The sequence below is a fragment of the Streptococcus sinensis genome, assembly GCF_000767835.1.
GTDB classification, from domain to species: Bacteria; Bacillota; Bacilli; order Lactobacillales; family Streptococcaceae; genus Streptococcus; species Streptococcus sinensis.
In genome coordinates, this window is sequence record NZ_JPEN01000110.1 from 1 (window position 1) to 26,702 (window position 26,702).

21 protein-coding genes are annotated in these 26,702 nt (G+C 43.1%); 18 read left to right on the forward strand and 3 right to left on the reverse strand.

All coding sequences use genetic code 11. From position 1 onward, the window contains the following. The first annotated feature begins 205 nt into the window (after positions 1-205). The gene (locus SSIN_RS09390) at positions 206-1,375 is read left to right on the forward strand and encodes an AI-2E family transporter (RefSeq protein WP_037618332.1); all 1,170 of its coding nucleotides are present in this window, start codon (positions 206-208) and stop codon (positions 1,373-1,375) included. Beyond that, on the forward strand, positions 1,368-2,597 hold the full coding sequence (locus tag SSIN_RS09395; protein WP_037618334.1) for a tetratricopeptide repeat protein: 1,230 nt from the start codon (positions 1,368-1,370) through the stop codon (positions 2,595-2,597). Before SSIN_RS09390 ends, SSIN_RS09395 begins: the two co-directional genes overlap by 8 nt. A gap of 52 nt (positions 2,598-2,649) precedes the next feature. Here SSIN_RS09395 and SSIN_RS09400 read toward each other — a convergent pair whose 3' ends face one another. Then, on the reverse strand, positions 2,650-3,462 hold the full coding sequence (locus tag SSIN_RS09400) for a hypothetical protein (RefSeq protein ID WP_037618337.1): 813 nt from the start codon (positions 3,460-3,462) through the stop codon (positions 2,650-2,652). 16 nt (positions 3,463-3,478) lie between these two features. Continuing rightward, complete coding sequence (locus SSIN_RS09405; protein ID WP_037618341.1) at positions 3,479-4,186, reverse strand: ABC transporter ATP-binding protein; 708 nt, start codon at positions 4,184-4,186, stop codon at positions 3,479-3,481. Between the two features lie 179 nt (positions 4,187-4,365). Here SSIN_RS09405 and SSIN_RS09410 point away from each other — a divergent pair, with 179 nt between their 5' ends. The 6 genes from SSIN_RS09410 to icd all read left to right on the forward strand — a co-directional run bounded on the left by SSIN_RS09410 (position 4,366) and on the right by icd (position 15,479). Next, the gene (locus SSIN_RS09410; protein ID WP_037618343.1) at positions 4,366-7,476 is read left to right on the forward strand and encodes a DNA polymerase III subunit alpha; all 3,111 of its coding nucleotides are present in this window, start codon (positions 4,366-4,368) and stop codon (positions 7,474-7,476) included. 83 nt (positions 7,477-7,559) lie between these two features. After that, positions 7,560-8,567: a 6-phosphofructokinase gene (gene pfkA / locus SSIN_RS09415; protein ID WP_037618346.1), complete on the forward strand. Its 1,008-nt coding sequence runs from the start codon at positions 7,560-7,562 to the stop codon at positions 8,565-8,567. Between the two features lie 66 nt (positions 8,568-8,633). Continuing rightward, the gene (gene pyk, locus SSIN_RS09420) at positions 8,634-10,139 is read left to right on the forward strand and encodes a pyruvate kinase (RefSeq protein ID WP_037618348.1); all 1,506 of its coding nucleotides are present in this window, start codon (positions 8,634-8,636) and stop codon (positions 10,137-10,139) included. Between the two features lie 357 nt (positions 10,140-10,496). Then, on the forward strand, positions 10,497-13,160 hold the full coding sequence (gene acnA, locus SSIN_RS09425) for an aconitate hydratase AcnA (protein WP_037618350.1): 2,664 nt from the start codon (positions 10,497-10,499) through the stop codon (positions 13,158-13,160). 2 nt (positions 13,161-13,162) lie between these two features. Continuing rightward, complete coding sequence (locus SSIN_RS09430) at positions 13,163-14,281, forward strand: citrate synthase (RefSeq protein ID WP_037618351.1); 1,119 nt, start codon at positions 13,163-13,165, stop codon at positions 14,279-14,281. Beyond that, a complete protein-coding gene (gene icd / locus SSIN_RS09435) occupies positions 14,268-15,479 on the forward strand; it encodes an NADP-dependent isocitrate dehydrogenase (RefSeq protein ID WP_037618353.1) in 1,212 nt (403 codons plus the stop codon). The genes SSIN_RS09430 and icd overlap by 14 nt, the downstream gene beginning before the upstream one ends. 455 nt (positions 15,480-15,934) lie before the next feature. Here the strand turns inward: icd and treR are convergent, their stop codons facing one another. After that, positions 15,935-16,648, reverse strand: a complete 714-nt coding sequence (treR, locus tag SSIN_RS09440) for a trehalose operon repressor (protein WP_037618355.1) — start codon at positions 16,646-16,648, stop codon at positions 15,935-15,937. 184 nt (positions 16,649-16,832) lie between these two features. Between treR and treP the strand changes: the two genes are divergently transcribed. The 10 genes from treP (at position 16,833) to SSIN_RS09490 (ending at position 26,650) form a co-directional block, all read left to right on the forward strand. Further along, positions 16,833-18,800 carry a PTS system trehalose-specific EIIBC component gene (gene treP / locus SSIN_RS09445; protein ID WP_037618357.1) on the forward strand — a complete coding sequence of 656 codons (1,968 nt, stop codon included), beginning with the start codon at positions 16,833-16,835 and terminating at the stop codon, positions 18,798-18,800. Positions 18,801-18,862: 62 nt separating this feature from the next. Continuing rightward, on the forward strand, positions 18,863-20,488 hold the full coding sequence (gene treC / locus SSIN_RS09450) for an alpha,alpha-phosphotrehalase (RefSeq protein ID WP_037618359.1): 1,626 nt from the start codon (positions 18,863-18,865) through the stop codon (positions 20,486-20,488). A gap of 377 nt (positions 20,489-20,865) precedes the next feature. Then, positions 20,866-21,663 carry a pyruvate formate-lyase-activating protein gene (gene pflA, locus SSIN_RS09455; RefSeq protein WP_037618362.1) on the forward strand — a complete coding sequence of 266 codons (798 nt, stop codon included), beginning with the start codon at positions 20,866-20,868 and terminating at the stop codon, positions 21,661-21,663. Between the two features lie 127 nt (positions 21,664-21,790). Beyond that, positions 21,791-22,726 (forward strand): manganese-dependent inorganic pyrophosphatase, encoded by a 936-nt coding sequence (locus SSIN_RS09460; RefSeq protein ID WP_037618364.1) that lies wholly within the window; start codon positions 21,791-21,793, stop codon positions 22,724-22,726. 95 nt (positions 22,727-22,821) lie between these two features. Continuing rightward, the gene (locus SSIN_RS09465; RefSeq protein ID WP_037618367.1) at positions 22,822-23,334 is read left to right on the forward strand and encodes a YiiX/YebB-like N1pC/P60 family cysteine hydrolase; all 513 of its coding nucleotides are present in this window, start codon (positions 22,822-22,824) and stop codon (positions 23,332-23,334) included. Beyond that, positions 23,327-23,980, forward strand: coding sequence for a DUF1803 domain-containing protein (locus tag SSIN_RS09470; RefSeq protein WP_037618369.1), 654 nt, complete (start codon positions 23,327-23,329; stop codon positions 23,978-23,980). Before SSIN_RS09465 ends, SSIN_RS09470 begins: the two co-directional genes overlap by 8 nt. A 136-nt stretch (positions 23,981-24,116) precedes the next feature. Then, positions 24,117-24,842, forward strand: coding sequence for a UMP kinase (pyrH, locus tag SSIN_RS09475; RefSeq protein WP_037618371.1), 726 nt, complete (start codon positions 24,117-24,119; stop codon positions 24,840-24,842). A gap of 18 nt (positions 24,843-24,860) precedes the next feature. Further along, the gene (gene frr, locus SSIN_RS09480; RefSeq protein WP_037618373.1) at positions 24,861-25,418 is read left to right on the forward strand and encodes a ribosome recycling factor; all 558 of its coding nucleotides are present in this window, start codon (positions 24,861-24,863) and stop codon (positions 25,416-25,418) included. Positions 25,419-25,516: 98 nt separating this feature from the next. Continuing rightward, the gene (gene cvfB, locus SSIN_RS09485; RefSeq protein WP_037618375.1) at positions 25,517-26,371 is read left to right on the forward strand and encodes an RNA-binding virulence regulatory protein CvfB; all 855 of its coding nucleotides are present in this window, start codon (positions 25,517-25,519) and stop codon (positions 26,369-26,371) included. Between the two features lie 63 nt (positions 26,372-26,434). Further along, positions 26,435-26,650, forward strand: coding sequence for a YozE family protein (locus SSIN_RS09490; RefSeq protein WP_037618377.1), 216 nt, complete (start codon positions 26,435-26,437; stop codon positions 26,648-26,650). Positions 26,651-26,702 lie beyond the last annotated feature (52 nt).

The following is a 26,702-nucleotide window of genomic DNA, read 5'->3' on the forward strand; positions in this document are numbered from 1 at the left end:
GCAAAAAGCAACGGCAAATCCGTTGCTTTTTTTGTAGCAAAGGGACTATTGTCCCAGACTCTTGTTTTGGCTCCTTGTCAACTATAGTACATTTGCTAATGATAAGGGAAACTGATTTCTTTTAAAATTGATTTGGGAAAGGGTTAATAAAAGAATATTTTTGGGAAAAATGTTACAATGAGGTGATAAATCAAAGGAGTCGTATATGGAACATAAAGAAAAAGATTTTAGCTTATCCTGGTTTTTCAGATGGTTCTTAGATAATAAGGCTATTACCGTATTTTTGGTTACTTTACTCATCGGTTTGAACATTTTTGTTCTGAGTAAAATTAGTTTCATTTTTACCCCAGTAATTGAATTTATTGGCGTGATTATGTTGCCGGTAATTTTGGCTGGTCTGCTTTATTATCTGCTTAATCCTATCGTTGATTTTATGGAAAAGTATAAAATCAATCGTTTAGTGGCCATTACAATCGTCTTTGTATTGATTGGTTTATTAATTGTATGGGGCTTGGCTGTTGCTATTCCAAATTTGCAGCATCAAGCGGTTAGTTTTTCCAAAAATGTTCCCACTTATCTCAAGCAAGCCAATAAAATGATTGATGATGTTTTGACCAACTATATTTCGGATGATTTGAAGCCACAGATTGAGGAGTTTACAAATAATCTATCTACTCAGATAGCTACGTGGGCCAGCAATTTTTCATCTAGAGCAGTCAATTGGGCTAGCAATTTGATTAGTACGGCTTCGCAAATCATTGTGGCAATTATCATTATGCCTTTTATCCTTTTCTACCTTCTACGTGATGGGAAAAATCTCAAAGGCTATGTGGTTCAGTTCTTACCTACTAAATTCCGCGAATCATTTGGTCAGGTCATGACGGATGTCAATACTCAGCTGGCTAATTATGTTCGTGGTCAGGTGACAGTAGCCATGATTGTGTCTTTTATGTTTATGATTCTTTTCAAAATCATTGGCCTGCGTTACGGCGTGACTCTGGCTGTTGTTGCAGGAGTTTTGAACTTAGTACCTTATTTGGGAAGCTTTCTTGCCATGTTGCCGGCCTTAGTTCTAGGTTTGATTGCTGGACCGCTCATGCTTTTGAAGGTGATTGTTGTCTTTATTGTCGAACAGACGCTTGAAGGCCGCTTTGTTTCCCCACTGATTTTGGGTAGCCAACTAAGTATTCATCCGATTACTATTTTATTTGTTTTGCTGACATCGGGTTCCATGTTTGGCATCTGGGGTGTTTTGTTGGGGATTCCTGCCTATGCCTCCGCCAAGGTTGCTATTACAGCGCTCTTTAAGTGGTACAAGAAGGTTAGCGGTTTGTATGAAGAAAGTGTTCAAGAACTAGGAGAAGACAGTGAGTAATAGCGAACAGATGCTAACAGCCCTGCAAAATCAAGATTTGGCACAAGTTGAGAAGTATTTTGAAGAGGCTCTGGTTCAAGATTCCAATCAAGAACTATTAGAGTTAGCCGATTACTTGGAAAGTATCGGCTTCTTCCCTCAGGCAAAGCGAATTTATGAGAAACTGGCTCCGTTTTATTCGGAATCTTATATCAGTCTGGCAACAATTGCTGGTGACGATGGAGATTTGGAGGAGGCTTTTGCCTATTTGGAGGAGATTGACCCGACTAGTGAATGGTATGTGGCGGCTCTCTTGGCCAAGGCTGATCTCTATCAGTTAGAAGGATTGCCAGATGTGGCTCGGGAGAAATTGCTGGAAGCTGCCAAACTGTCGGATGAACCTTTGGTGACATTTGGTTTGGCAGAAATTGAGTTTGAATTGGAAAATTTTGCCCAAGCCATCAAGGAATATGCTCTGCTAGATAATCGCTCTATCTACGAGCAGACAGGCGTATCCACCTATCAGAGAATCGGACTTTGTTATGCCAGTCTGGGGAAAATCGAAGCAGCTATTGAATTTTTGGAAAAAGCTGTCGAGCTGGAATATGATGAAGAGACTGTCTATGAGTTGGCGGCTATCTTGTATGGTCAAGAGGAGTACCAAAAAGCCAATCTTTACTTCAAGCAGCTGGATACGATTTCACCAGATTTTGAAGGCTATGAGTATGCTTACGCGCAGTCTCTCCATGCAGAGCATAAGACTGAGGAAGCCTTGGCAATGACTGAGCAAGGCTTGACTAAAAATCCTTTCGAGACTCGCCTTCTGCTCCTTGCTTCGCAGCTATCTTATGAGCTGCATGATGTCGAACAGGCTGAGAACTACCTGCTAGCAGCTCAGGACAATGCGGATGATTTGGAGGAAATTGCTCTGCGCCTGACCAATCTCTATCTGGAGCAGGAACGTTACGAAGAAGTTTTAGCTTTTGAGAATCAGGATGTAGACAATGTCTTGACCCGCTGGAATCTGGCGCGTGCTTACCAGGCATTGGAAAATGTGGAGAAAGCTGGCAAGCTTTATCAGGAACTGGCAGCTGACTTGCAGGGAAATCCTGAATTTCTAGAAGAATTTGTTTATCTATTACGCGAGTTGGGTCGTGTGGAAGAAGCAAAAATACAGGCTGGCAAATATCTGAGTTTGGTTCCAGACGATACTGCTATGGCAGATTTGTACGAAAGTTTGTAGAATTTTCACTTCATAAAAAAGACGCATCATTTCTGCGTCTTTTTGAATAGCTTTATTGAAGGTTTAATTTATATTTGCAAATGAAGTAAACAGCAAAATAGAAACCGATAATTTTGATGATTTCATAGATATAAGCAAAGGAGAATATAAATGATTTCAAAACTGACCTGCCTGAAAAATTGTAGTATAATTCGTTGAACCAACTGAAGAAACCACCATTTGGAATGAAGAGACTGATGCTTCCCAAGGCAATCCATAAAAGAAAGGCAAAAAGGATAGACATCAGAATGCGGTTATTCTTAAACAGATGGCCGATAGCCATTGACAAGTAAAGAAAGAGGATTCCGGATACGAGTTGTAGAAATTGGCGAACGAGGTATAGAAGGATATAAGCGACATCCATATTTTTGAAGAAATCAAAAAGGTCAGCAATATTTGTACGGCTGATAGTAAAAGCTGTGAACAGGAGGCAGGAGAAAGAAAGTCCCAGGCTGATGGTACAAAGAAGTGACCAAGTAATAGCAGTCAGTAGCTTAGCCAAAAGCACCTGATGGGTAGTCACTGGCAGCGTCCAGGTTAAGTATCCTTCGCGTCCAAAGATATTTTTATAAAAGCGAACAATCGTGATGATTATATTGGATAAATAAACACCAGAAGCGGCAGAGACAAGAAGGAGTATCAAGAAGCCATAGAGAGCCCAGTAAACGGAGGTACTTGAATCATAGTTTGACTGAAGCTGGCTGGAGGTTGTAGTACTAACCGCTGTAATTCCCATGAGAATCGATAGGGCAGCCAAGACAGCAATTAAGATCAAATACCATTTATAGGTGGCTTTAAATTCATATTTTAAAAGTTTTCCAAACATATCACTTTCTCTCTTTCTAATAAAGACGGAACTGGTAACGGAAGATTTCATCAATAGATTGCTGGTATCTTTGACGCAGATTTGCAGCATTTTCATGGATTAGAATGGATCCTTGGTTGATAAAAATAACTTCGTCCAAGATTGGCTCTATATCAGCAATTAAATGAGTGGAGATAATGACAGATGAGTGAGGCGAACGGTTTTGGATAATGGTCCTCAAAATGTAATCTCGTGCGGCAGGATCGACACCGCCGATAGGCTCGTCCAAAATATAAAGGTCAGCCTGACGGCTCATGACTAAAATCAGCTGAACTTTCTCTTTATTTCCTTTGGAAAGATTTTTAAAAGAATCCTTCACATTGATATTAAGGTCATTTAAGAGTTGATAAGCTTTCGCAATGTTGAAGTCTTCATAAAAATCTCGAAAGAATGTTAAAGCTTCTTCGACTTTTAGATTATCGTTTAAATAGCTTGTATCGGGAAGATAAGAGACGAATTTTTTAGATTCTGGCGAGGGAGTATTTCCTTTTAGATAAATAGTCCCAAATGTCGGCTGCAGCAAGCCGTTGATTAATTTGATGAGGGTGGTTTTTCCGCTCCCATTTGGTCCTAAGAGACCGACAATTTTGCCAGGCTGAATAGCTAGATTGACATTTGTTAGAGCTGCAGATTCTCCATAATTTTTCTGTACATGATCAAGATAAAGTAGTGGATAGGGATTCATAGGTATTTCCTTTGCAGTGTTTTTATATTTATTATAGCTTTTCGTTTTTAAATATGCAAAGGATAATGGAAGTGACGGGCTTGGTCGTAGGGATATCTGTCTTTGTATTTAAATTCCTTCTTTGGAAATTTTCCTGTATAATAGAATTAGAAATATAGCACGGGCATAAGGAGATAAATGTGGTCGTACAACTAGATACCAAGACTGTTTACACTTTTATGGACAGTCTGATTTCTATCAAAAAATATGTAAATCGTGCCAAGGAGTTGGGCTATAAAAGTCTGGGCATGATGGATATAGATAATCTTTACGGCGCTTATCATTTTCTAGAGGAGGCGAAAGCAGCAGGTATTCAGCCTCTGCTGGGTCTGGAAATGGAAATTTTCAAAGATGGCGACCTTCTCAATCTGCGGCTCTTAGCTCTGGATAGTCAGGGCTACCGCAACCTGATGAAAGTCTCTACTCTGAAGATGATGGGGCGTAAGAACTGGGAAGATTTCCAGCATCTCTTTAAGGGGTTGGCTCTGATTGTGCCAGCTTTTGAAGGCGTGGATCGACTGGATCTTGGTTTGGACTTTTTTGTCGGCGTTTTTCCAGATACACCGCGGCAGGATTTTGGTCGGTCTACCTTGCCTCTTCATACCGTCCGATATTTTGAGCAGGGAGATTTGGAAACTTTGCAGATGCTGCGGGCGATTCGGGATAATATCAGCTTGAGAGAGGTTGGGCATTTGCCCAGTCATGAATTCTTATTGACTCCAGATACTTTGGTGGAAGCTTTCGCTGACAATTTTCCAGAGAGTCTGGCCAATCTGGATCAGCTGACGGCCTCAGTTCACTATGAAATTAATACTGAGCTGAAACTTCCGCGCTTTAATCCTGAGCGACCTGCAGTAGAGGAACTTCAGGAATTGGCCAAGGAAGGACTGCGTAAGCGAGGACGGACAGGAGCAGCCTACCAAGAAAGGCTGGCTCAGGAGTTGGCGGTTATCCACCAGATGGGTTTTGACGATTATTTTCTTATTGTCTGGGATCTGCTGCGCTTTGGTCGGAGTCAAGGTTATTATATGGGCATGGGTCGGGGGTCGGCAGTCGGTAGTTTGGTAGCCTATGCTTTAGATATTACGGGTATTGACCCAGTAGAAAAGAACCTGCTCTTTGAACGCTTCCTAAATCTAGAGCGTTACACTATGCCTGATATTGATATCGATATTCCCGACGTTTACCGACCGGAGTTTATCCGCTATGTCCGAGATCGCTATGGCAGCATGCATGCTGCCCAGATTGTGACTTATTCCACTTTTGGTGCCAAACAGGCGATTCGGGATGTTTTTAAGCGCTATGGCCTGCCTGAGTATGAGCTGACGAATATTACTAGGAAGATCCGCTTTCAGGATAATCTGACCTCGGCTTATGAGAAGAACATAGCCTTTCGCCAGATTATCAACAGTAAACTGGAGTATCAGAAGGCTTTTGAAATTGCGAAGAAAATCGAAGGAAATCCCCGTCAGACCTCTGTTCATGCAGCTGGGGTCGTCATGAGTGACGATGATTTGACCAACCAAATCCCTCTAAAATACGGGGAGGATATGTATATCACCCAGTATGACGCCCATGGCGTGGAGAGCAACGGCTTGCTCAAGATGGACTTTCTGGGCTTGCGTAATTTGACCTTTGTCCAGCGAATGAAGGAAGCAACCCTGAAAAAATATGAAGTAGACATCGAGATTGCAGAGATTGACTTAGAAGATGAAAAAACTCTGCGACTTTTTGCGGCAGGTGATACTAAGGGGATTTTCCAGTTTGAGCAGCCGGGCGCTATCAGCCTGCTCAAGCGAGTCCAGCCCGTTCGCTTTGAAGAAGTGGTAGCCACTACATCCCTCAACCGTCCTGGTGCCAGTGACTATATTGATAACTTCGTCAAGCGCAAGCATGGTCGGGAGCAGGTGGAGCTGATTGATCCTAGTCTAGAGGATATCTTGGCGCCAACCTACGGCATCATGCTCTATCAGGAGCAGGTCATGCAAGTGGCCCAGCGTTTTGGTGGCTTTAGTCTGGGCAAGGCCGATATTTTACGACGAGCTATGGGTAAGAAGAATGCAGCTGAAATGCACAAAATGGAAAAAGAATTTGTGATTGGAGCTGTAGAATTGGGACATTCGGAGGCCAAGGCCAAGGAAGTTTTTGCGATCATGGAAAAATTTGCCGGCTATGGCTTCAACCGCAGCCATGCCTATGCCTATTCAGCCCTGGCCTTTCAATTAGCTTATTTCAAGGCTCATTATCCAGACATTTTCTTTGATGTCATGCTCAATTACTCCAGCTCAGATTATATCTCGGATGCCTTGGGCTTTGGCTTTGAGCTGGCTCCGCTGACCATTAACAATATTCCCTACAGGGATAAGTTTCAGGAGCGAAACATTTATCTAGGACTGAAAAATATCAAGGGCTTGCCACGGGATTTTGCCTACTGGATTTTAGAAGAACGCCAGACAAAGCCGTTCAGCAGTGTGGAAGATTTTATTCTGCGTCTTCCGCAGAATTATCACAAGCTGTCGCTTTTAACCCCCTTGGTTCAACTAGGCCTCTTTGATTCTTTTGAACCTAATCGGCAGAAAGTTCTGGCTAATCTGCCCAATCTTTTTGTCTTTGCAGATGAGCTGGGCAGTCTTTTTGCGGATACTAGCTATTCATGGACAGAAGTTCAGGATTTCAGTGCTGCGGAGAAGTTTGAGCAGGAACAGGCTCTGATTGGGATTGGTCTTAGTGATCATCCGCTCATTAGCCTAGCCAAGAAAGCTAGCCAGCCCTTTGTTTGGATTGAAGAATTGACTGAGAATAGCCGTGCGACTATTCTGGTGGAGGTTCAGTCCATCAAGGTCATTCGCACCAAAAATGGTGAAAATATGGCCTTTATCCAAGTGACGGATACCAAGAAGAAGTTGGATGTGACCCTCTTCCCAGAAACTTACCGTCATTTTTCTAAGCTGCTCAAGGAAAAGGGGTATTACTATCTAACCGGTAAAATTCAGGAAAGAGATGGGCGCCTGCAGATGATTTTAGCAGAGGCGGCAGAAGCTAGCGCGGAACGTTTTTGGATTCAACTGACTGATCGCAGTCAAGACCGACAAATTGCAGAAATCTTGCAGCGCTATCCAGGAAATATCCCAGTGGTGTTGCGTTATGAGCATGAAAAGAAAACCGTCCCTGCATCAGGATTTCATGTTCAAAAATCAGACCAGCTTCAAGAGGAACTAGAAAATTTTAGTATGAAAACGGTTTTTCGTTAAAAAATATGGAAAATCAGAGAATTTTTAGCCTAATTATGGTATAATCAATTAGAATGTTAAAAAGATAAGGAGCAAAAAACGAAATGAAACGTATTGCTGTTTTAACTAGTGGTGGTGATGCCCCTGGTATGAATGCTGCCATCCGTGCAGTTGTTCGTAAGGCAATTGCCGAAGGGATGGAAGTTTACGGAATTTATGATGGATACGCGGGAATGGTTGCAGGAGAAATCTACCCGCTTGATGCCACTTCAGTTGGAGACATTATTTCTCGTGGTGGTACCTTCCTTCACTCAGCTCGTTACCCAGAATTTGCCCAACTCGAAGGACAATTAAAAGGAATTGAGCAACTTAAAAAACATGGTATCGAAGGTGTTGTCGTTATCGGTGGTGACGGTTCATATCATGGTGCGATGCGCTTAACTGAGCATGGATTCCCAGCTGTTGGTGTGCCGGGGACCATTGACAATGACATCGTCGGAACAGACTTCACAATCGGATTTGATACTGCAGTTACTACTGCAATGGATGCGATCGATAAGATTCGTGATACATCATCAAGTCACCGTCGTACTTTCGTTGTTGAAGTAATGGGACGTAATGCTGGTGATATCGCTCTTTGGGCAGGTATCGCAACTGGTGCTGACGAAATCATCATCCCTGAAGAAGACTTCAAGATGGAAGAAATCGTAGCAAGCATCAAAGCTGGTTATGAGCACGGTAAAAAACACAACATTATCGTTTTGGCAGAAGGTGTTATGTCAGCAGTTGAATTTGGTCAAAAACTAAAAGAAGCTGGAGATACAAGCGACCTTCGTGTAACAGAACTTGGTCACATCCAACGTGGAGGATCACCAACCGCTCGTGACCGTGTATTGGCATCACGCATGGGTGCACACGCTGTTAAACTTCTTAAAGAAGGAATCGGTGGTGTCGCTGTTGGTATCCGAAACGAAAAAATGGTTGAGAATCCAATTCTTGGTACAGCAGAAGAAGGAGCTTTGTTTAGCCTAACAGCTGATGGTAAGATTGTTGTTAACAACCCTCATAAAGCTGATCTTGAACTTTCTGCTTTGAACAAGAGCTTGTCCTAATCAACTTTCATTAATTTGGTAACATGACTATAAAAGGTCGAATTATATAAAGGAGTCACAAAAATCATGAATAAACGTGTAAAAATCGTTGCAACTTTGGGTCCTGCGGTAGAAATCCGTGGTGGTAAAAAATTCGGTGATGACGGATACTGGGGAGAAAAACTTGATGTTGAAGCTTCAGCTCAAAATATTGCAAAATTGATTGAAGCTGGTGCAAATACTTTCCGTTTCAACTTCTCACACGGTGACCACCAAGAACAAGGTGAGCGTATGGCAACTGTTAAACTTGCTGAAAAAATTGCAGGTAAAAAAGTTGGTTTCCTTCTTGATACTAAAGGACCTGAAATCCGTACAGAATTGTTTGAAGGTGACGCAAAAGAGTACTCGTACAAAACTGGTGAAAAAATCCGTGTTGCAACTAAACAAGGAATCAAATCAACTCGCGATGTGATTGCTTTAAACGTTGCTGGTGCGCTTGACATCTATGATGACGTTGAGATTGGAAAACAAGTGCTTGTTGATGACGGAAAACTTGGTCTTCGCGTAATTGGTAAGGATGACTTAACTCGTGAATTTGAAGTAGAAGTTGAAAATGACGGCATCATTGCTAAGCAAAAAGGTGTAAACATCCCGAATACTAAGATTCCTTTCCCAGCACTTGCTGAGCGTGACAACGCTGACATCCGCTTTGGTCTTGAACAAGGTATTAACTTCATCGCGATTTCATTCGTCCGTACTGCAAAAGACGTAAACGAAGTTCGTGCAATCTGTGAAGAAACTGGTAATGGTCACGTTCAATTGTTCGCTAAAATCGAAAACCAACAAGGTATCGACAACTTGGATGAAATCATTGAAGCTGCTGACGGTATCATGATTGCTCGTGGTGACATGGGTATCGAAGTACCATTCGAAATGGTTCCAGTTTACCAAAAAATGATCATCACAAAAGTAAATGCAGCTGGTAAAGTCTCTATCACAGCAACAAACATGCTTGAAACCATGACTGAAAAACCACGTGCAACGCGTTCAGAAGTATCAGACGTGTTTAACGCTGTTATCGATGGAACCGATGCTACAATGCTTTCAGGTGAGTCTGCAAATGGTAAATATCCACTTGAGTCAGTTACTACGATGGCAACTATTGACAAAAATGCTCAAACTCTTTTAAAAGAATACGGTCGCTTGTCATCTGTTAACTTGCCACGTAATTCTAAGACTGAGGTTATGGCTTCAGCTGTTAAGGATGCGACAAACTCTATGAATATCAAGTTGGTGGTTACTCTTACTAAGACAGGTCACACTGCTCGTTTAATTTCTAAATACCGTCCAGATGCTGATATCTTGGCAATCACTTTCGATGAATTGACTCAGCGTGGTTTGATGCTGAACTGGGGAGTTATTCCAGTAACAACTGATCGCCCATCAAACACTGATGATATGTTCGAACTTGCCGAAAAGATTGCAGTGGAACAAGGTTTGGTTGAATCTGGTGACGATATCGTTATTGTTGCTGGTGTGCCACTTGGTGAGGCTGTTCGTACCAATACAATGCGTATCCGTACAGTTCGTTAATCTGAATCATTCTATAAGCTGATAGTTTTAAACTATCGGCTTTTTCTTTTCAGTAAACTAGCGACTAGCTAAATCAAGCTTGCAAAAGGTACTGTAGGATTTATTGGTCTTGCTTACAAGGGGTATCAAAGCAATATTTTGAACGGCCTTCAGGTCGCTGTCTGTTACTAAAAGTAAAAGAAAAAACGAGAATAGGCATAAGTTTTAATTTAGATTAGTTGGTTAAACTATTTTAAAAACAAAACTATCTTTAATTTTCATGTTATGTCTTATAACATAAAAATTAAAAAGTTCTTGCATAAACTTACGAAAAGATGTATAATATAAAACAATTAAAGATAGGTAAGAGGTGCTGACATGACCGAATACAAGACAAAATTACATCATAGGGGCCGTGAATATTACTATACTGATTTAAAACAAGCGAGTAAAGAATTAGGAGGAGATTTAGAGAAAATTCCTTACTCGATTCGTATATTACTTGAAAGTGTTCTTCGTAAGGAAGATGGATTGGATGTTACAAAAAATCACATATCTTCTTTGGCGAACTATTGTGCAGCATCCCCTAAAGGAGAAGTTCCTTTTAAGCCTAGTCGTGTGATTTTACAGGATTTTACGGGTGTTCCAGTTGTAGTCGATCTGGCTAGTATGCGGGACGCTATCGTGGGTCAGGGTGGAAGCGCTGATTTGATCAATCCGGAGATTCCTGTGGATTTGGTTATTGACCACAGTGTTCAGGTTGACTTTTATGGTTGTGAAACGGCCCTAGAAGAAAATATCAACAAAGAATTTATTCGCAATAATGAACGCTATGAATTTCTTAAATGGGCAGAAAACTCTTTTGATAATTATCGGGCGGTTCCTCCTGCCACAGGCATTATCCATCAGGTCAATATTGAATTCCTCAGTGATGTCATCATCGAAAAGGATGGTCAGCTCTATCCAGACAGCATGTTTGGGACTGACAGCCATACGACCATGATCAATGGTATCGGCGTTCTGGGCTGGGGTGTCGGCGGAATTGAGGCCGAGGCAGCCATGCTGGGTGAGGCTTCCTATTTCCCAGTGCCTGAAGTCATCGGTGTTCGCTTGCTGGGTAAATTACCGAAGATTGCGACAGCGACGGATTTGGCTTTAAAGGTCACGCAAATCTTGCGGCAGGAAAATGTTGTTGGTAAATTTGTCGAGTTCTTTGGGTCTGGTTTGGCCAATCTGAGTCTGGCTGACCGTGCAACGGTGGCCAATATGGCACCAGAATACGGAGCTACCTGTGGCTATTTTCCGATAGATGAGGAAACCCTCAATTACATGCGCCTGACCAATCGATCAGAAGATCACATTGAGCTGACTCGTCTCTACGCTCAAAAAAACCATCTCTTCTATAATGAGATGGTGGAGCCGATGTATACGAAGGTAGTTGAGATTGATTTGTCCAGCATTGTGCCGAGTATCTCAGGACCTAAGCGGCCCCAAGATTTGATTGAGTTGACGGCTGCTAAAAAGGAGTTTCAAGCTAGTCTGGTCAGAGAAGCTGGTGTTCGAGGCTTTGGCTTAGATGAGAGTGAGCTAGAAAAGTCTGCAGTAGTCCAGTTTTCTGACCATGAGGAGACGATTAAGACGGGTCATGTGGCCATCGCAGCCATTACTAGCTGTACCAACACATCCAATCCTTATGTACTCATGGCGGCGGGACTTTTGGCTAAAAATGCGGTGGAAAAAGGCCTGCGCGTTTCAAAGGCGGTCAAGACTTCCTTGGCTCCCGGCAGCAAGGTAGTTACAGGCTATCTCAGGAAGAGTGGCTTGCAAGCTTATTTAGACCAGCTTGGATTTAACGTAGTCGGCTATGGCTGTACTACTTGTATTGGAAATTCAGGAAATCTTCTACCCGAAGTAGCTCAAGTGATTACGGATAGCGACTTGTTAGCTAGTGCTGTTCTTTCAGGAAATCGGAATTTTGAAGGGCGGATCAATCCTCTGGTCAAGGCGAATTTCCTAGCCAGCCCGCCTCTGGTGGTTGCCTATGCCATAGCTGGAAATACCAATATTGATCTGACCAGTGAGCCATTGGGCTATGATCAAAAAGGTCAGCCTGTTTACTTGGCGGATATTATGCCAGATCACGACTTAGTTGCAGACTATGTACAAAAATATGTGACGCGCCAGCTTTTTGAAAAAGAATACGCTCATGTGTTCGATGACAACGAAAAATGGAATCAGATTCCGACGACTAAATCCAAAATTTATAATTGGAATCAGGCTTCTACCTATATCCAAAACCCACCTTATTTTGATGGCTTAGGTGATGATTTAGCTATTCAGCCTTTGGAAAATCTGGCTGTTCTGGCGAAATTTGGGGATACGGTGACGACAGACCATATCTCCCCAGCAGGAAATATCGCAAGAAATAGTCCGGCGGCTTCATATTTGGTTGAACACGGAGTGGACTATCAAGAGTTTAATTCCTATGGCAGCCGCCGAGGCAATCACGAGGTCATGATGCGGGGGACTTTTGCGAATATTCGGATTAAAAACGAGTTGGCAGACGGAAAAATTGGCGGCTATACAAATTATAAGGGTGAATTGATGTCAATTTATGAGGCAGCCATGCGCTATAAGGACGATAAAACTGATACTATTGTCCTAGCAGGTAAAGACTATGGCATGGGCTCTAGTCGTGACTGGGCAGCTAAGGGAGCTAATCTTTTAGGTGTCAAGGTGGTTCTGGCAGAAAGTTTTGAAAGAATCCACCGGTCTAATTTAGTTATGATGGGGATTCTCCCGCTTCAGTATCTGGAGGGTGAGAACGCTGAAAGCCTTGGTTTGACTGGGAAAGAGACATTCAATATTGAACTGCCTCAGGATCCTCAAGTAGGTCAAATAGTTAAGGTTGTGGCTAGAAATGCTGAAAAAGAGCTCTCATTTAAGGTACGCTTACGTTTTGATGCTGATGCGGATATTCGTTACTACAGAAATGGCGGCATTTTGCCGATGGTCGTTAGAAAGAAGTTACAAGGGGTGTGAATATGAGTCAGACAGATGGTTTAAAAGATACAATCGCCTGTGATACGAGAATCAGCCAGATTGTGGATGACTCCCTGTCCTATGCAGGTTATAATATTTCAGAATTGATGGAGCATAATGCAAGCTTTGAAGAGGTGATTTATCTGCTGTGGAATTTGCATTTGCCAACTCAGATTGAACTCAAGCGTTTTGTGGATGATTTGCGAGCAAATTACGCCATTAGCGACGCAGTGGAACAATGCCTTCTCATCCAGTCACGAAAGCATTTGCATCCGATGAGTGTTTTACGTTCAACGGTTAGTCTTCTGGGGGTTTACAATGTCCATGCGGAGGAAACGTCCCTTGAAGCAACCTATGAACAAAGCATTCAGCTTATGGCCAAGATGCCGACTATAATCGCGGCCTTTGCTAGATTGAGGACGGGTCATACTCCGATTGAGCCACGAGAGGATCTAGGTTTTGCGGCTAATTTCCTCTATATGCTCAAAGGAGAGGAAGCGAGTGAACTTGAAGTTGAGGCCTTTAACCGTGCGCTGGTGCTTCATGCTGATCACGAACTCAATGCTTCCACTTTTGCAGCACGGGTCTGTGCTTCTACTCTGACTGATATTTATTCCTGCGTGACGGCGGCGGTCGGAGCGCTCAAGGGCTCGCTTCATGGCGGTGCCAATGAATGTGTTTTTGATATGTTAAAGGAAATCAGAGAAGAGGGAGATACACAGGCTTATCTAGAGCGAAAACTGGCTTCCCATGAGAAAATCATGGGCTTTGGTCATCGAGTTTATAAAACTCAGGATCCTCGGGAGAAGTATCTGAGAGAAATGGCAGAGAAGTTGACCAAGGGAACAGAAAATGAGGTCTGGTACCAGCTTTCAGAAGAAATCGAAGATTACATGAAACATACCAAACATCTGATTCCCAACGTCGATTTTTATTCGGCTACGGTTTATCATGTGTTGGGCATTGATAGCAGCATCTACACTCTTATTTTTGCCATGAGTCGGGTGTCTGGCTGGATTGCTCATGTTCAGGAACAACGCAAGAATAATAAACTGATTCGTCCGCGTTCCAACTATATTGGTGCTCAGGATTTGGAGTACCTCCCAATTGGAAGGAGATAAGATGGCAGATAAGATTTCGTTTGAGAAGGGGAAGCTGTTAGTACCAGATACGCCCCTTATTCCCTACATTGAAGGTGATGGAGTTGGGGTAGATATCTGGGAGAATGCCCAGCTGGTCTTTGACAAGGCCGTAGAAAAGGCCTATGGTGGACAGAGACGGGTTGTCTGGAAGGAAGTTTTGGCTGGGAAAAAAGCAGCAGACCTGAAGGGAGAATGGCTGCCAGATGACACGCTGGCAACGATTAAGAGCCATCTAGTAGCTATCAAGGGGCCGCTAGAAACACCTGTCGGAGAAGGTATCCGTTCGCTGAATGTCACCCTAAGGCAGGAATTGGATCTCTATGCCTGCCTGCGGCCAGTTCGTTATTTCAAAGGTGTTCCCAGTCCGCTCAAGCACCCAGAGAAAACAGATATCACGATTTTTCGGGAAAATACCGAGGACATCTATGCTGGGATCGAGTGGGAGAGCGGATCGGTTGCTGTTAAAAAAGTTATAGATTTCTTGCAGAAGGACATGCAGGTTGACAAGATTCGCTTCCCAGAAAGCTCTGCTATTGGGATTAAGCCTATTTCTAGACAGGGAAGTGAGCGGCTGACACGGGCGGCCATTGACTATGTGTTAGCAAAAGGCCTGACGCGAGTAACACTGGTCCACAAGGGAAATATCCAGAAATTTACAGAGGGCGGCTTTCGAAAATGGGGCTATGAACTAGCTCAAAGAGAGTATGCGAATGAGCTTGCTGCTGGGAAATTGGTCATTCAGGACGTTATTGCGGATAATTTTTTGCAGCAGATTCTGCTCTACCCAGAGAAATTTGATGTTGTCGCCTTGACCAATCTAAACGGTGATTATGCTAGCGATGCCTTGGCTGCCCAAGTTGGCGGCATTGGTATTGCGCCAGGAGCCAATATCAACTACGAGACCGGCCATGCCATTTTTGAAGCTACTCATGGGACAGCGCCAGATATAGCGGGCCAAAACAAGGCTAATCCATGTTCTCTCCTTTTGTCGGGTGCCCTGCTTTTTGACTATATTGGCTGGTCGGAAGCGGCTCATCTCCTTACTCAGGCTATTGAGAGGGCTCTCTTTGAGCAAAAAGTAACCGGAGATTTTGCCAGCCAGCTAGAGGGAGTAGTTGCCCTATCAACGGGTGACTTTGCTCAGGTTTTGTTAACATACATAGAAGAGCAAAAATAGAAGAAAATATGCTTTAGTGAGGTGAATCAGAGTTTGCTGGGATTTGCCAAAGAATAAATTGGTTCGATGTTCATCGGTAAGTAAGCAGTAGGGCTTGAATGTGTTGAGAAGATTTACTTTAAGTTTTTCTAAAGGTTTCTATAAGAAATGGTTAAGCTGAATGGCTTATACTAGTGTCAACAAATAAGAAACGAGGGCAGTCCAATGACATATAAAGTTAAAGTAAATTATAAGAAATCATTCATCCGCTCCAAGCTAAAATAGGCAGTCTAACCAGTATTCGTAAAAGAGGCAAGAAATAGATCCCCGTATAAAAATCTCACTAATTTTTCATATCATCTCCTAAATATAAAAACCTTTTAAAAACCAAATTATCCAAAGAACAGGAAAACTCCTCTGTCGGCTAAGAGCCCAGCTAACAGAGGAGATTTTTTTATATTCGCTGAGTAGCAAAATCATTCTTTCTGCCGTGTGGCAAAGTCCACGAAGCGGAATTTATCTAATTTGTGTCGGCTTTCCGTGTATTGAAACTGGCGGCCGTCAGCTAGATAGACCTGAGATTTGATAGAAACGACATACTGATCTCGACCGATATCCATGAGAATTTGGTCTTGGTCGTTGACATGATCTATCGTAATTTCTTTTTTGGCATAGGCAATGTTGAGCTTTAATGTTTCTTCCAAGTAGGCATAGATAGAATGCTCACCAATTTCTCTGTTCATATCTGGCACCAAGCTTTTATCCAAATAGTCAATATCCAAGACAGAAGCGATATTGTCGACTACTCGCTGCCGGACAATGCGCCAAACCAAACGGTATTCTGGAAAGCCAGTTGTTTTTGCTAGTTTTTTATCTACAGTGATTTTATCAAGACTGATGACATTGGTCTTGGACTGCAGTTTATGCTGTGCTACTAATTCTTGATAACTGGTTAAGTTGGAAACAGGGAAGTCTAGTTGCTCCTGTTTGACGACTTTGGAGCCCTGCCCCCGCACTTTTTCAATCAGTCCCTCTTTTTGCAGGAGCGCTAAAGCCTTGCGAACAGTATCCCGACTGACTTGGTAGATTTCCATCAGTTGATGTTCACTGGGGAGGAAGTCATTGAGCTGGTATTTTTCGCCTAAAATATCCCGTTCAAGCTGTTTGAATAATTGTTTGTATTTCTTCATAAATCCCTCGCTTGTATTCTTTTTATCATACAACTGTTAAAATTTTAGCAAAAATATCGCTATTTTTCAACAAACAACTTGCATACAAGATTGTTATCGATTACAATTAAGTTTGTAAGCTAGTTAAAAAACTAGTGTATCAAAATATAAGGAGAGTGCTGGATGATTTCCAGCCATAGGTCAAATGGGAAAATTTGAAAAGGAAGTCAAAGATTTGCTGAAGGCAATTGGCGGCAAAGAGAATGTCACAGCGGTCACTCACTGTGCTACCCGGATGCGTTTCGTTCTTGGTGACGAAAAGAAAGCCAATGTTAAAGCCATTGAAGCCATTCCAGTCGTAAAAGGAACCTTTACCAATGCTGGACAGTTCCAAGTCATCATTGGAAACGATGTACCGATTTTCTACAACGACTTCACAGCTGTATCTGGTATCGAGGGTGTTTCCAAAGAGGCAGCTAAATCAGCAGCTAAGACTAATCAAAACCCAGTTCAGCGGGTCATGACGACTCTGGCTGAAATATTCACTCCAATCATTCCAGCCTTGATTGTCGGAGGGTTAATCCTCGGCTTCCGAAATGTCCTTGAAGGCGTGCATTGGTCTATGTTGGATGGGAAAACCATCACAGAAGTATCTCAATTCTGGGCTGGGATCAACCATTTCTTGTGGCTTCCAGGTGAAGCGATTTTCCAATTCTTACCAGTAGGAATCACTTGGTCTGTTTCTCGTAAGATGGGAACTAGCCAGATTCTGGGTATTGTCTTGGGGATCTGTTTGGTGTCACCGCAGTTGCTCAATGCTTACGCAGTGGCATCGACACCAGCAGCTGAAATCGCTAAGGACTGGGTTTGGGATTTCGGTTTCTTCACTGTTAACCGTATTGGCTACCAAGCGCAGGTTATTCCAGCTTTGCTGGCAGGACTTTCCCTATCTTATCTAGAAATTTTCTGGCGCAAACATATTCCAGAAGTAGTGTCTATGATTTTTGTGCCCTTCTTATCATTGATTCCAGCTCTGATTCTGGCTCATACAGTTTTGGGTCCTATCGGGTGGACAATCGGTCAGGGACTTTCAACAGTCGTTCTTGCAGGTTTAACCGGTCCGGTTAAATGGCTCTTTGGTGCAATTTTTGGTGCCCTTTACGCTCCATTTGTTATCACTGGTCTTCATCATATGACCAATGCCATTGATACTCAGTTGGTAGCTGATGCCGGTGGTACTGGTCTTTGGCCAATGATTGCTCTATCCAATATTGCTCAAGGTTCAGCTGTATTTGCTTATTACCTTATGAATCGCCATGATGAGCGGGAAGCGCAAATTTCCTTGCCAGCTACCATTTCAGCTTATCTCGGTATTACTGAGCCAGCCCTTTTCGGGGTAAATGTCAAGTACATCTATCCATTTGTTGCGGGAATGATTGGTTCATCTATTGCAGGTTTGCTCTCTGTAACCTTTAATATCACGGCCAATGCTATCGGTATTGGTGGTTTGCCAGGAATCCTTTCTATCCAAGCAAAATATATGATTCCATTTGCAGGGGTTATGCTTGTTGCAATCGCTGTACCAATGGTCTTGACTTTCTTCTTCCACAAGACAGGATTCTTGACCAAGACAGAAGAAGATCCAGAACTGCAAGCCGAATTTGCAGCTCAAGAAGAAGCAGAATTCGCTCATCAGGAAACAAAGCTTGTAGCATCAGTAGAAATTGTCAGCCCTCTTGCTGGTCAAGTAAAAGAACTCAGTCAGGCAACCGATCCAGTATTTTCATCAGGTGTGATGGGACAGGGCTTAGTGATTGATCCAAGTGAAGGTGAGTTAGTGTCACCTGTGAACGGTACGGTGACTGTTCTCTTCCCAACCAAACATGCAGTCGGTATTGTATCGGACGAAGGTGTGGAAATGCTTATGCATATCGGTATGGATACAGTCGGTCTAGATGGCAAGGGCTTTGAAGCCCATATTGCGCAAGGTGATCATGTGACTATTGGACAAAAACTGATTAGCTTCGACATGGATGTCATCAAGGCTGCAGGACTCGTGATAGAAACACCTGTCATTATCACCAATCAGGATGCTTTCGTAGCAGATATGAGTGGAGAATATCCTAGTCATATCAAATGCGGCGATAAATTGATGACAGCAAAACGCATCTAAGAATAGTTAACTCGTGGGATGGCGGCTCTTAGCCCCTCCCTTTTATCAAAAAAGGAGAAAATATGACACTTGATAAAACAAAAGTGGTCTATCAGATTTACCCCAAATCCTATAAGGATACAACAGGAAATGGTGTGGGAGACTTCCGCGGTATCATCGAAAAAATCCCTTATCTGAAAGAGCTGGGAGTGGACATGGTCTGGCTCAATCCTTTCTATCCTAGTCCGCAGCGGGACAATGGCTATGATATTTCGAACTATACTGCGGTAGACCCTATCTTTGGGGATATGGCAGATTTTGAAGAGATGGTCAAGGTTGGTCAGCAGCATGGTATTGACTTTATGCTGGACATGGTGCTCAACCACTGCTCGATTGAGCATGAGTGGTTCCAAAAGGCGCTGGCTGGGGATTCCTACTATCAGGACTTCTTTATCCTGCGGGATGAGCCAACGGACTGGCTGTCCAAGTTTGGCGGCAGTGCCTGGGCGCCATTCGGCGATACTGGCAAATACTATCTGCATCTCTATGATGTCACTCAAGCTGACCTCAACTGGCGCAATCCCAATGTTCGTCAAGAACTCTTCAAGGTGGTGAATTTTTGGCGGGACAAGGGAGTCAAGGGTTTCCGCTTTGATGTCATCAATGTCATCGGAAAAGATGAGGTACTGACGGACTGTCCTGAGCAGGATGGCAAGCCAGCCTATACTGATAAGCCAATCGTGCATGACTATCTGCGCATGATGAACGAAGCGACCTTTGGTCAGGACGATTCTGTCATGACTGTTGGTGAAATGAGTGCCACGACTATTGAAAATTGCATCCTTTATACCGCACCGGATCGGCAGGAGCTGTCTATGGCTTTTAATTTCCATCATCTCAAGGTGGACTATGAAGCTGGGCAGAAATGGACCCTGAAGGCTTTTGGCTTTGAAGAATTAAAACGCCTCTTCTATACTTGGGGCAAGGAAATGAGCGATCAGGATGGCTGGTCAGCCCTCTTCTGGAACAATCACGACCAGCCGCGAGCTCTCAACCGCTTTGTCGATGTAGAAAATTTCCGCAATGAAGGGGCGACCATGCTGGCAGCTAGTATTCACCTGTCGCGCGGAACGCCTTATATCTACATGGGTGAGGAAATCGGGATGGTGGACCCTGACTATGATTCCATGGAAGATTATAAGGATGTCGAGTCTCTCAATGCTTACCAGAGTCTGCTTGCTGAAGGCAAATCGCCAGAGGCAGCCTTCAAGATTATCAAGGCCAAATCTCGTGATAATTCTCGGACGCCTATGCAGTGGGATGATTCAGTCAATGCAGGTTTTACAACAGGAAGTCCATGGCTGAAGGCGGGCAAATCCTATCCGCTCATCAATGTGGAAAATGAAATCAAGGGCCCAATTTTTACCTTTTATCAGAAATTGATTGGCTTGCGTAAGGAACTACCTATCATCGCAGAGGGCAGCTATCAGCCAGCCTATGAGGACAGTCCTCAGGTCTATGCCTTTGAGCGGGAGTGGCAAGGACAAAAACTTTTAGTCCTTAACAACTTCTATGCTGATCCGATTACCGTGGATATCTTGCCGGATTATCAAAATGGTCAGGTATTGATTTCGAATTATGAGGAGCCAACGGTAGCAACAACCATGACTTTACAAGCTTATGAAACTTTGGCTATTCTGGTAAAATAGTTTGCTCAAAATCTACTTAAGACTCTTTTAAGTATGATAGACTATACTAGAAGCATCAAATAAAGACCTCTAAATTTATTTGATAAAAGGGATTCTCTAGTGTAGCTACTGGCAAATGTCAATAGCTACAGTCCCATACCTTTCTTTTTCATAATAATCTCCGAAAGAGTCGCCTATAAGGCGGCTTTTTTGAAGTGAACAAGGGAGCGAGTAAGCGCGATTTGACAATGTTTTGAACTCTATCTGTTGTAACACAATGAAAATGAAACTGAAAAACAGTTTGTTTTCTAAAAAATAGGCAGAATCTAGTAATTTTTACTGAAGTCGTGGTATAATATAGTTAAGAATAAAACGTTTTCAAGTTTAAGAGGGTCATTATGGTTGAAGAAGCTATTGATTATGGAAAAGTAACGGGAATGGTGCACTCTACGGAGAGTTTTGGAGCTGTGGACGGACCAGGTATTCGTTTCATTGTCTTTTTGCAGGGTTGCCATATGCGTTGTCAGTATTGCCACAATCCAGATACATGGGAGATGGAGACCAACAAATCTCGGCTGCGTACGGTAGACGATGTGTTGGAGGAAGCCCTTCGTTTCAAAGGTTTTTGGGGCAATAAAGGTGGTATTACAGTCAGCGGCGGAGAAGCTCTTCTGCAGATTGATTTTCTGATTGCCTTATTTACCAAAGCGAAAGAGCTGGGCATTCACTGTACGCTGGATACCTGTGCCCTGCCTTTTAGAAATACCCCTCGCTATTTGGAAAAATTTAATAAGCTCATGGCGGTGACGGATTTAGTCTTGCTGGATATCAAAGAAATCAATGATGCTCAGCACAGAATTGTGACCGGCCAGAGCAATAAGAGCATTTTGGCCTGTGCTAAGTACCTGTCCAATATTGGAAAACCTGTCTGGATTCGCCATGTTCTGGTGCCAGGTCTGACCGATCGTGATGAAGATTTGATTGAGTTGGGTAAGTTTGTCAAAACGCTGAAAAACGTAGACAAGTTTGAAATTTTGCCTTATCATACTATGGGTGAGTTTAAGTGGAAGGAGCTGGGGATTCCGTATTCACTGGAAGGTGTTAAGCCGCCAACTGCTGAGCGGGTCAAGAATGCCAAGGAGCTGATGCAGACAGAATCCTACACTGAGTACATGAATCGGGTGCACAATGCTTAAACAAAACAGATTGAGAATTTTTCTCAGTCTGTTTTTCTTATAAAAATTTCCACTCTCTTTTGGAGAAAATCTGATAAATATGGTAAAATAATTGTAGTCAAATTATTATAAAATGAAGAGGTTTATCATGTCTAAAATTTTAGTTTTCGGTCACCAAAATCCTGACTCAGACGCAATCGGGTCTTCTTATGCCTTTGCTTATCTGGCGCGTGAAGCTTACGGTTTGGATACAGAAGCGGTTGCTCTGGGCGAGCCTAATGAAGAAACAGCCTTTGTTTTGGATTATTTTGGTGTGGTTGCACCGCGCGTGATTACATCTGCTAAGGCAGAAGGAGCTGAACAGGTCATCCTGACAGACCACAATGAATTCCAACAGTCTGTTGCAGACATTGCTGATGTTGAAGTCTACGGCGTGGTGGATCACCACCGTGTTGCTAACTTTGAAACAGCTAGCCCGCTTTACATGCGCTTGGAACCAGTGGGTTCTGCTTCCTCTATTGTTTACCGTATGTTCAAGGAACACGGTGTAGCTGTACCTAAGGAAATTGCAGGTCTTCTATTGTCAGGCTTGATTTCTGACACCCTCTTGCTCAAGTCACCAACCACTCATCCAAGTGACAAGGTCATTGCACCAGAATTGGCTGAACTAGCTGGTGTTAACTTGGAAGAATATGGTTTGGCTATGCTTAAGGCTGGTACAAACTTGGCGAGTAAGTCTGCAGAAGAATTGATTGACATTGATGCCAAAACTTTTGAGCTGAACGGAAATAATGTCCGTGTGGCGCAAGTCAACACTGTAGATATTGCGGAAGTCTTGGAGCGTCAAGCAGAAATCGAAGCAGCTATTGAAAAGACTAACACTGATAATGGCTACTCTGACTTTGTCTTGATGATTACAGATATCGTCAACTCCAACTCTGAAATCCTAGCTCTCGGTAGCAATATGGATAAGGTTGAAGCAGCCTTTAACTTCGTTCTTGAGAACAATCATGCTTTCTTGGCAGGAGCTGTTTCTCGTAAGAAACAAGTTGTGCCTCAGTTGACTGAAAGTTTTAATGCTTAAATAGTTCCTTAGACAATTTAAGTTGGTAGATGGGGAAAACTTATTTTCCTCATATTCAAAAGGAGTTTCGGCTCCTTTTTTAATAGATTATAGAAATGAAAACTCAAAATCTACAAAATGGAGATTTGCTGTTTACAATCGGGCAATCCGATATGGCAGCAGCGATTCGGACAGCAACAGGCTCTTACAGTCATGTGGGCATCTTTTTTGATGGGGAAATGTACCATGCGACGGAGGACAAGGGAGTCATCCGTCAGCCTTTGACTCAGTTTTTGAAGGAAGAGGATGTTTACCATGCCTTTTTCTATCCTGATATAGATGCGCTTGCCGTCTTTGAAGAGGCTAAGTCCCATCTGGGAAAGCCTTATAATGCTAGTTTTTACCCTGAGAGCGAGGGATTTTACTGCTCGGAGTATATCGCTAGGATTCTGCCGATTTTTGAGACAATTCCCATGCAATTTGCTGATGGTGAAAATGCTGTGTCTTCATTTTGGCAGGCTTACTATCGTGATTTGGGCTTAGCCGTTCCATTAGGGCAACCCGGTACCAATCCCAGTCAGTTGGCTCAGTCAGCCAAGCTCATTTTTAGAGGAGAGCTCCATGATTAAGGTTATCAATCCGACTCGGCTGACACGTCAGCCCTTATTTCAAAAATTAATCAATTATCTGGATCGGCAAGATGATGTGATTTTGAGAGAGATTAAACGCGAATTTGCGGACTTTCCCAATCTAGATCGCTTCATAGAGGAATGCATTAAGGCGGGCTACATTCGGAGGGAAAATAAGCGATATTATCAGCAGGTTCCGCTTCTGGAAAACCTAGAAAATCTGTCTCTGGATCAGGAAGTCTTTATTCGGGACGACAGTCCACTTTATCAGGAATTGCTAGACTTGCGCTTTGAAACCCGACTTTCCAATCAGACCAATGCGGCTATTCTGCTGGAACAGACAGACTTTCAAAGGGATAAGCTGACCTTGGCCAACTATTTTTATAAACTGAAAAATCAGTATCCTTTGAGTAAGGAGCAGGAACAGTTATATGCCATTTTGGGAGATGTGAATTCAGAATATGCCCTGAAATATATGACAAGCTTTCTGCTTAAATATGTCCGTAAGGATGAACTGATGCAGAAGCGACGCGATATCTTTGTAGATAGTCTGGTGATTTTAGGTTATATTCGTCAGAATGAGGGCGGCAAGTATGAGTTGCAGGCAGATTTTGACAAGACTAGTTTGATTTTCAGTAAAGGGTGAGATGGCATAGACGTTCATACTGATTCTTTTTAACAAGATTCTGTAGCATTGTAAAAATAGAATTTTTTAAGAAATATGACTATGTAAAAATCTCAAATTATGGTAAAATAGTACAGATAATATAAGGAGTGTAAAAATGGCAGAACCTAAATATAAGCGTATTTTGATTAAACTATCCGGGGAAGCTTTGGCTGGTGAAAAAGGCGTGGGCATCAACATCGCGATTGTCCAAAAAATGGCTGAAGAGATTAAGGAAGTCCATGAGTTGGGGATTGAAATTGCCTTGGTTATTGGTGGTGGCAATCTCTGGCGGGGGGAACCAGCAGCAGAAGCAGGTATGGATCGGGTTCAAGCAGACTATACTGGGATGTTGGGAACAGTCATGAATGCACTTGTAATGGCAGATTCCTTGCAGCAGGTTGGGGTTGATACCCGCGTGCAGACGGCGATTGCTATGCAGCAGGTTGCTGAACCTTACATCCGCGGACGAGCTCTCCGCCATCTGGAAAAGGGACGGATTGTTATTTTCGGTGCTGGTATTGGTTCACCATACTTCTCAACAGATACGACAGCTGCTCTACGTGCTGCGGAAATTGAAGCTGACGCTATTCTCATGGCTAAAAATGGCGTGGATGGTGTCTACAATGCCGATCCAAACAAAGATAAAACTGCTGTCAAGTTTGACGAACTGACTCACCGTGATGTGATCAACAAGGGCTTGCGTATCATGGATTCGACCGCCTCTACTCTTTCTATGGACAATGATATTGACTTAGTCGTCTTTAACATGAATGAACCGGGCAATATCAAACGAGTGGTCTTTGGCGAGCAGATCGGGACAACTGTCTCAAATAAGTTATAAGAATTAGGAGAAAATAAAATGGCAAATGAAATTGTAGAAAAAGCAAAAGAAAGAATGACCCACTCGCACCAAAGTCTGGCGCGTGAATATGGCAGCATCCGTGCAGGCCGCGCTAATGCCAGCCTTTTGGATCGCATCCATGTAGAATACTACGGAGTAGAAACTCCGCTCAACCAAATCGCTTCTATTACAATTCCAGAAGCGCGTGTGCTCTTAGTAACACCTTTTGACAAGTCTTCTATCAAGGATATTGAACGTGCGATTAATGCTTCTGACCTAGGAATTACACCAGCAAGCGACGGTTCTGTGATTCGTCTGGTTATCCCAGCCCTGACTGAAGAAACCCGTAAGAACTTGGCTAAGGAAGTGAAGAAAGTCGGTGAGAATGCCAAGGTTGCTATCCGTAACATTCGCCGCGATGCTATGGACGAAGCGAAGAAGCAGGAAAAAGCTAAAGAAATTACTGAAGACGAATTGAAAACCTTAGAAAAGGACATCCAAAAAGTCACTGATGATGCAGTTAAGCATATCGATGACATGACAGCAACTAAGGAAAAGGAACTCTTAGAAGTTTAAAAACCATCAGAATCAAAACTCAGTTGGCCTTGGCTGACTGAGTTGTTTTAACATTAAAATCCTTGCAGTTTGAAGAAGCAAGGTAGAAATAGGACTATATGAATACAAATCTTGCTAAATTCATCGTGGGGATTATCACGGATGAAAATGATCGCTTTTACTTTGTTCAAAAGGACGGTCAGACTTACGCCCTTTCTAAGAAAGAGGGAGTGCATGAGCTAGGTCAGTCTGTCAAAGGCTTTGCCTACAGCGATATGAAGCAGAAGCTTCGCCTGACAACTATTGAAGTCACGGCTACACAAGAGCAGTTTGGTTGGGGAACGGTCACAGAGGTCCGCAAGGATCTGGGAGTCTTTGTCGATACCGGTCTGCCAGATAAGCAAATCGTAGTGTCGTTGGACATTTTGCCAGAGATAAAAGAACTCTGGCCTAAGAAAGGCGACCGCCTTTATATCCGTCTCGATGTGGACAAAAAAGACCGCATCTGGGGACAGCTGGCTTATCAGGAGGACTTCCAACGCTTGGCTCGTCCTGCCTACAATAATATGCAGAACCAAAACTGGCCAGCTATTGTTTACCGGCTCAAGCTTTCTGGCACCTTTGTCTACCTGCCGGAGAATAATATGCTGGGCTTCATCCATCCAAGCGAGCGCTATGCAGAGCCACGTTTGGGACAAGTACTGGATGCTCGGGTGATTGGCTTCCGTGAAGTAGACCGCACCCTTAACCTCTCCCTCAAGCCTCGTTCCTTTGAAATGCTGGAAAACGATGCTCAGATGATTTTGACCTATCTGGAGAGTAACGGCGGCTTTATGACTTTGAACGACAAATCCTCACCAGACGACATCAAGGCGACTTTTGACATTTCTAAAGGCCAATTTAAAAAAGCTCTGGGCGGTCTCATGAAAGCTGGTAAAATCAAACAGGACCCGACTGGAACGGAGTTGGTGTGAGGATGGAGAATCGATAGCTAAGAGCTTATGCTTGAAGGAATACATTTTTAAAGAAAGGATCCTATGAGAAAATCTTTTTACAGCTGGCTGATGACAGAGCGCAATCCTAAGAGCAAGGAGCCCAAGGCTATTTTGGCGGACTTGGCTTTTCAGGATACGACCTTTCCCAAGCATACGGATGATTTTGATGAAGTCAGTCGTTTTCTGGAGGAGCATGCAAATTTTTCCTTTAACTTGGGCGAGTTTGATGCTATTTGGGAAGAATATCAGGCCCATTGATTGGTTGATGGCTGGGGATAGTCATTTTCTGCTTGCTTTGATATAATAAAGG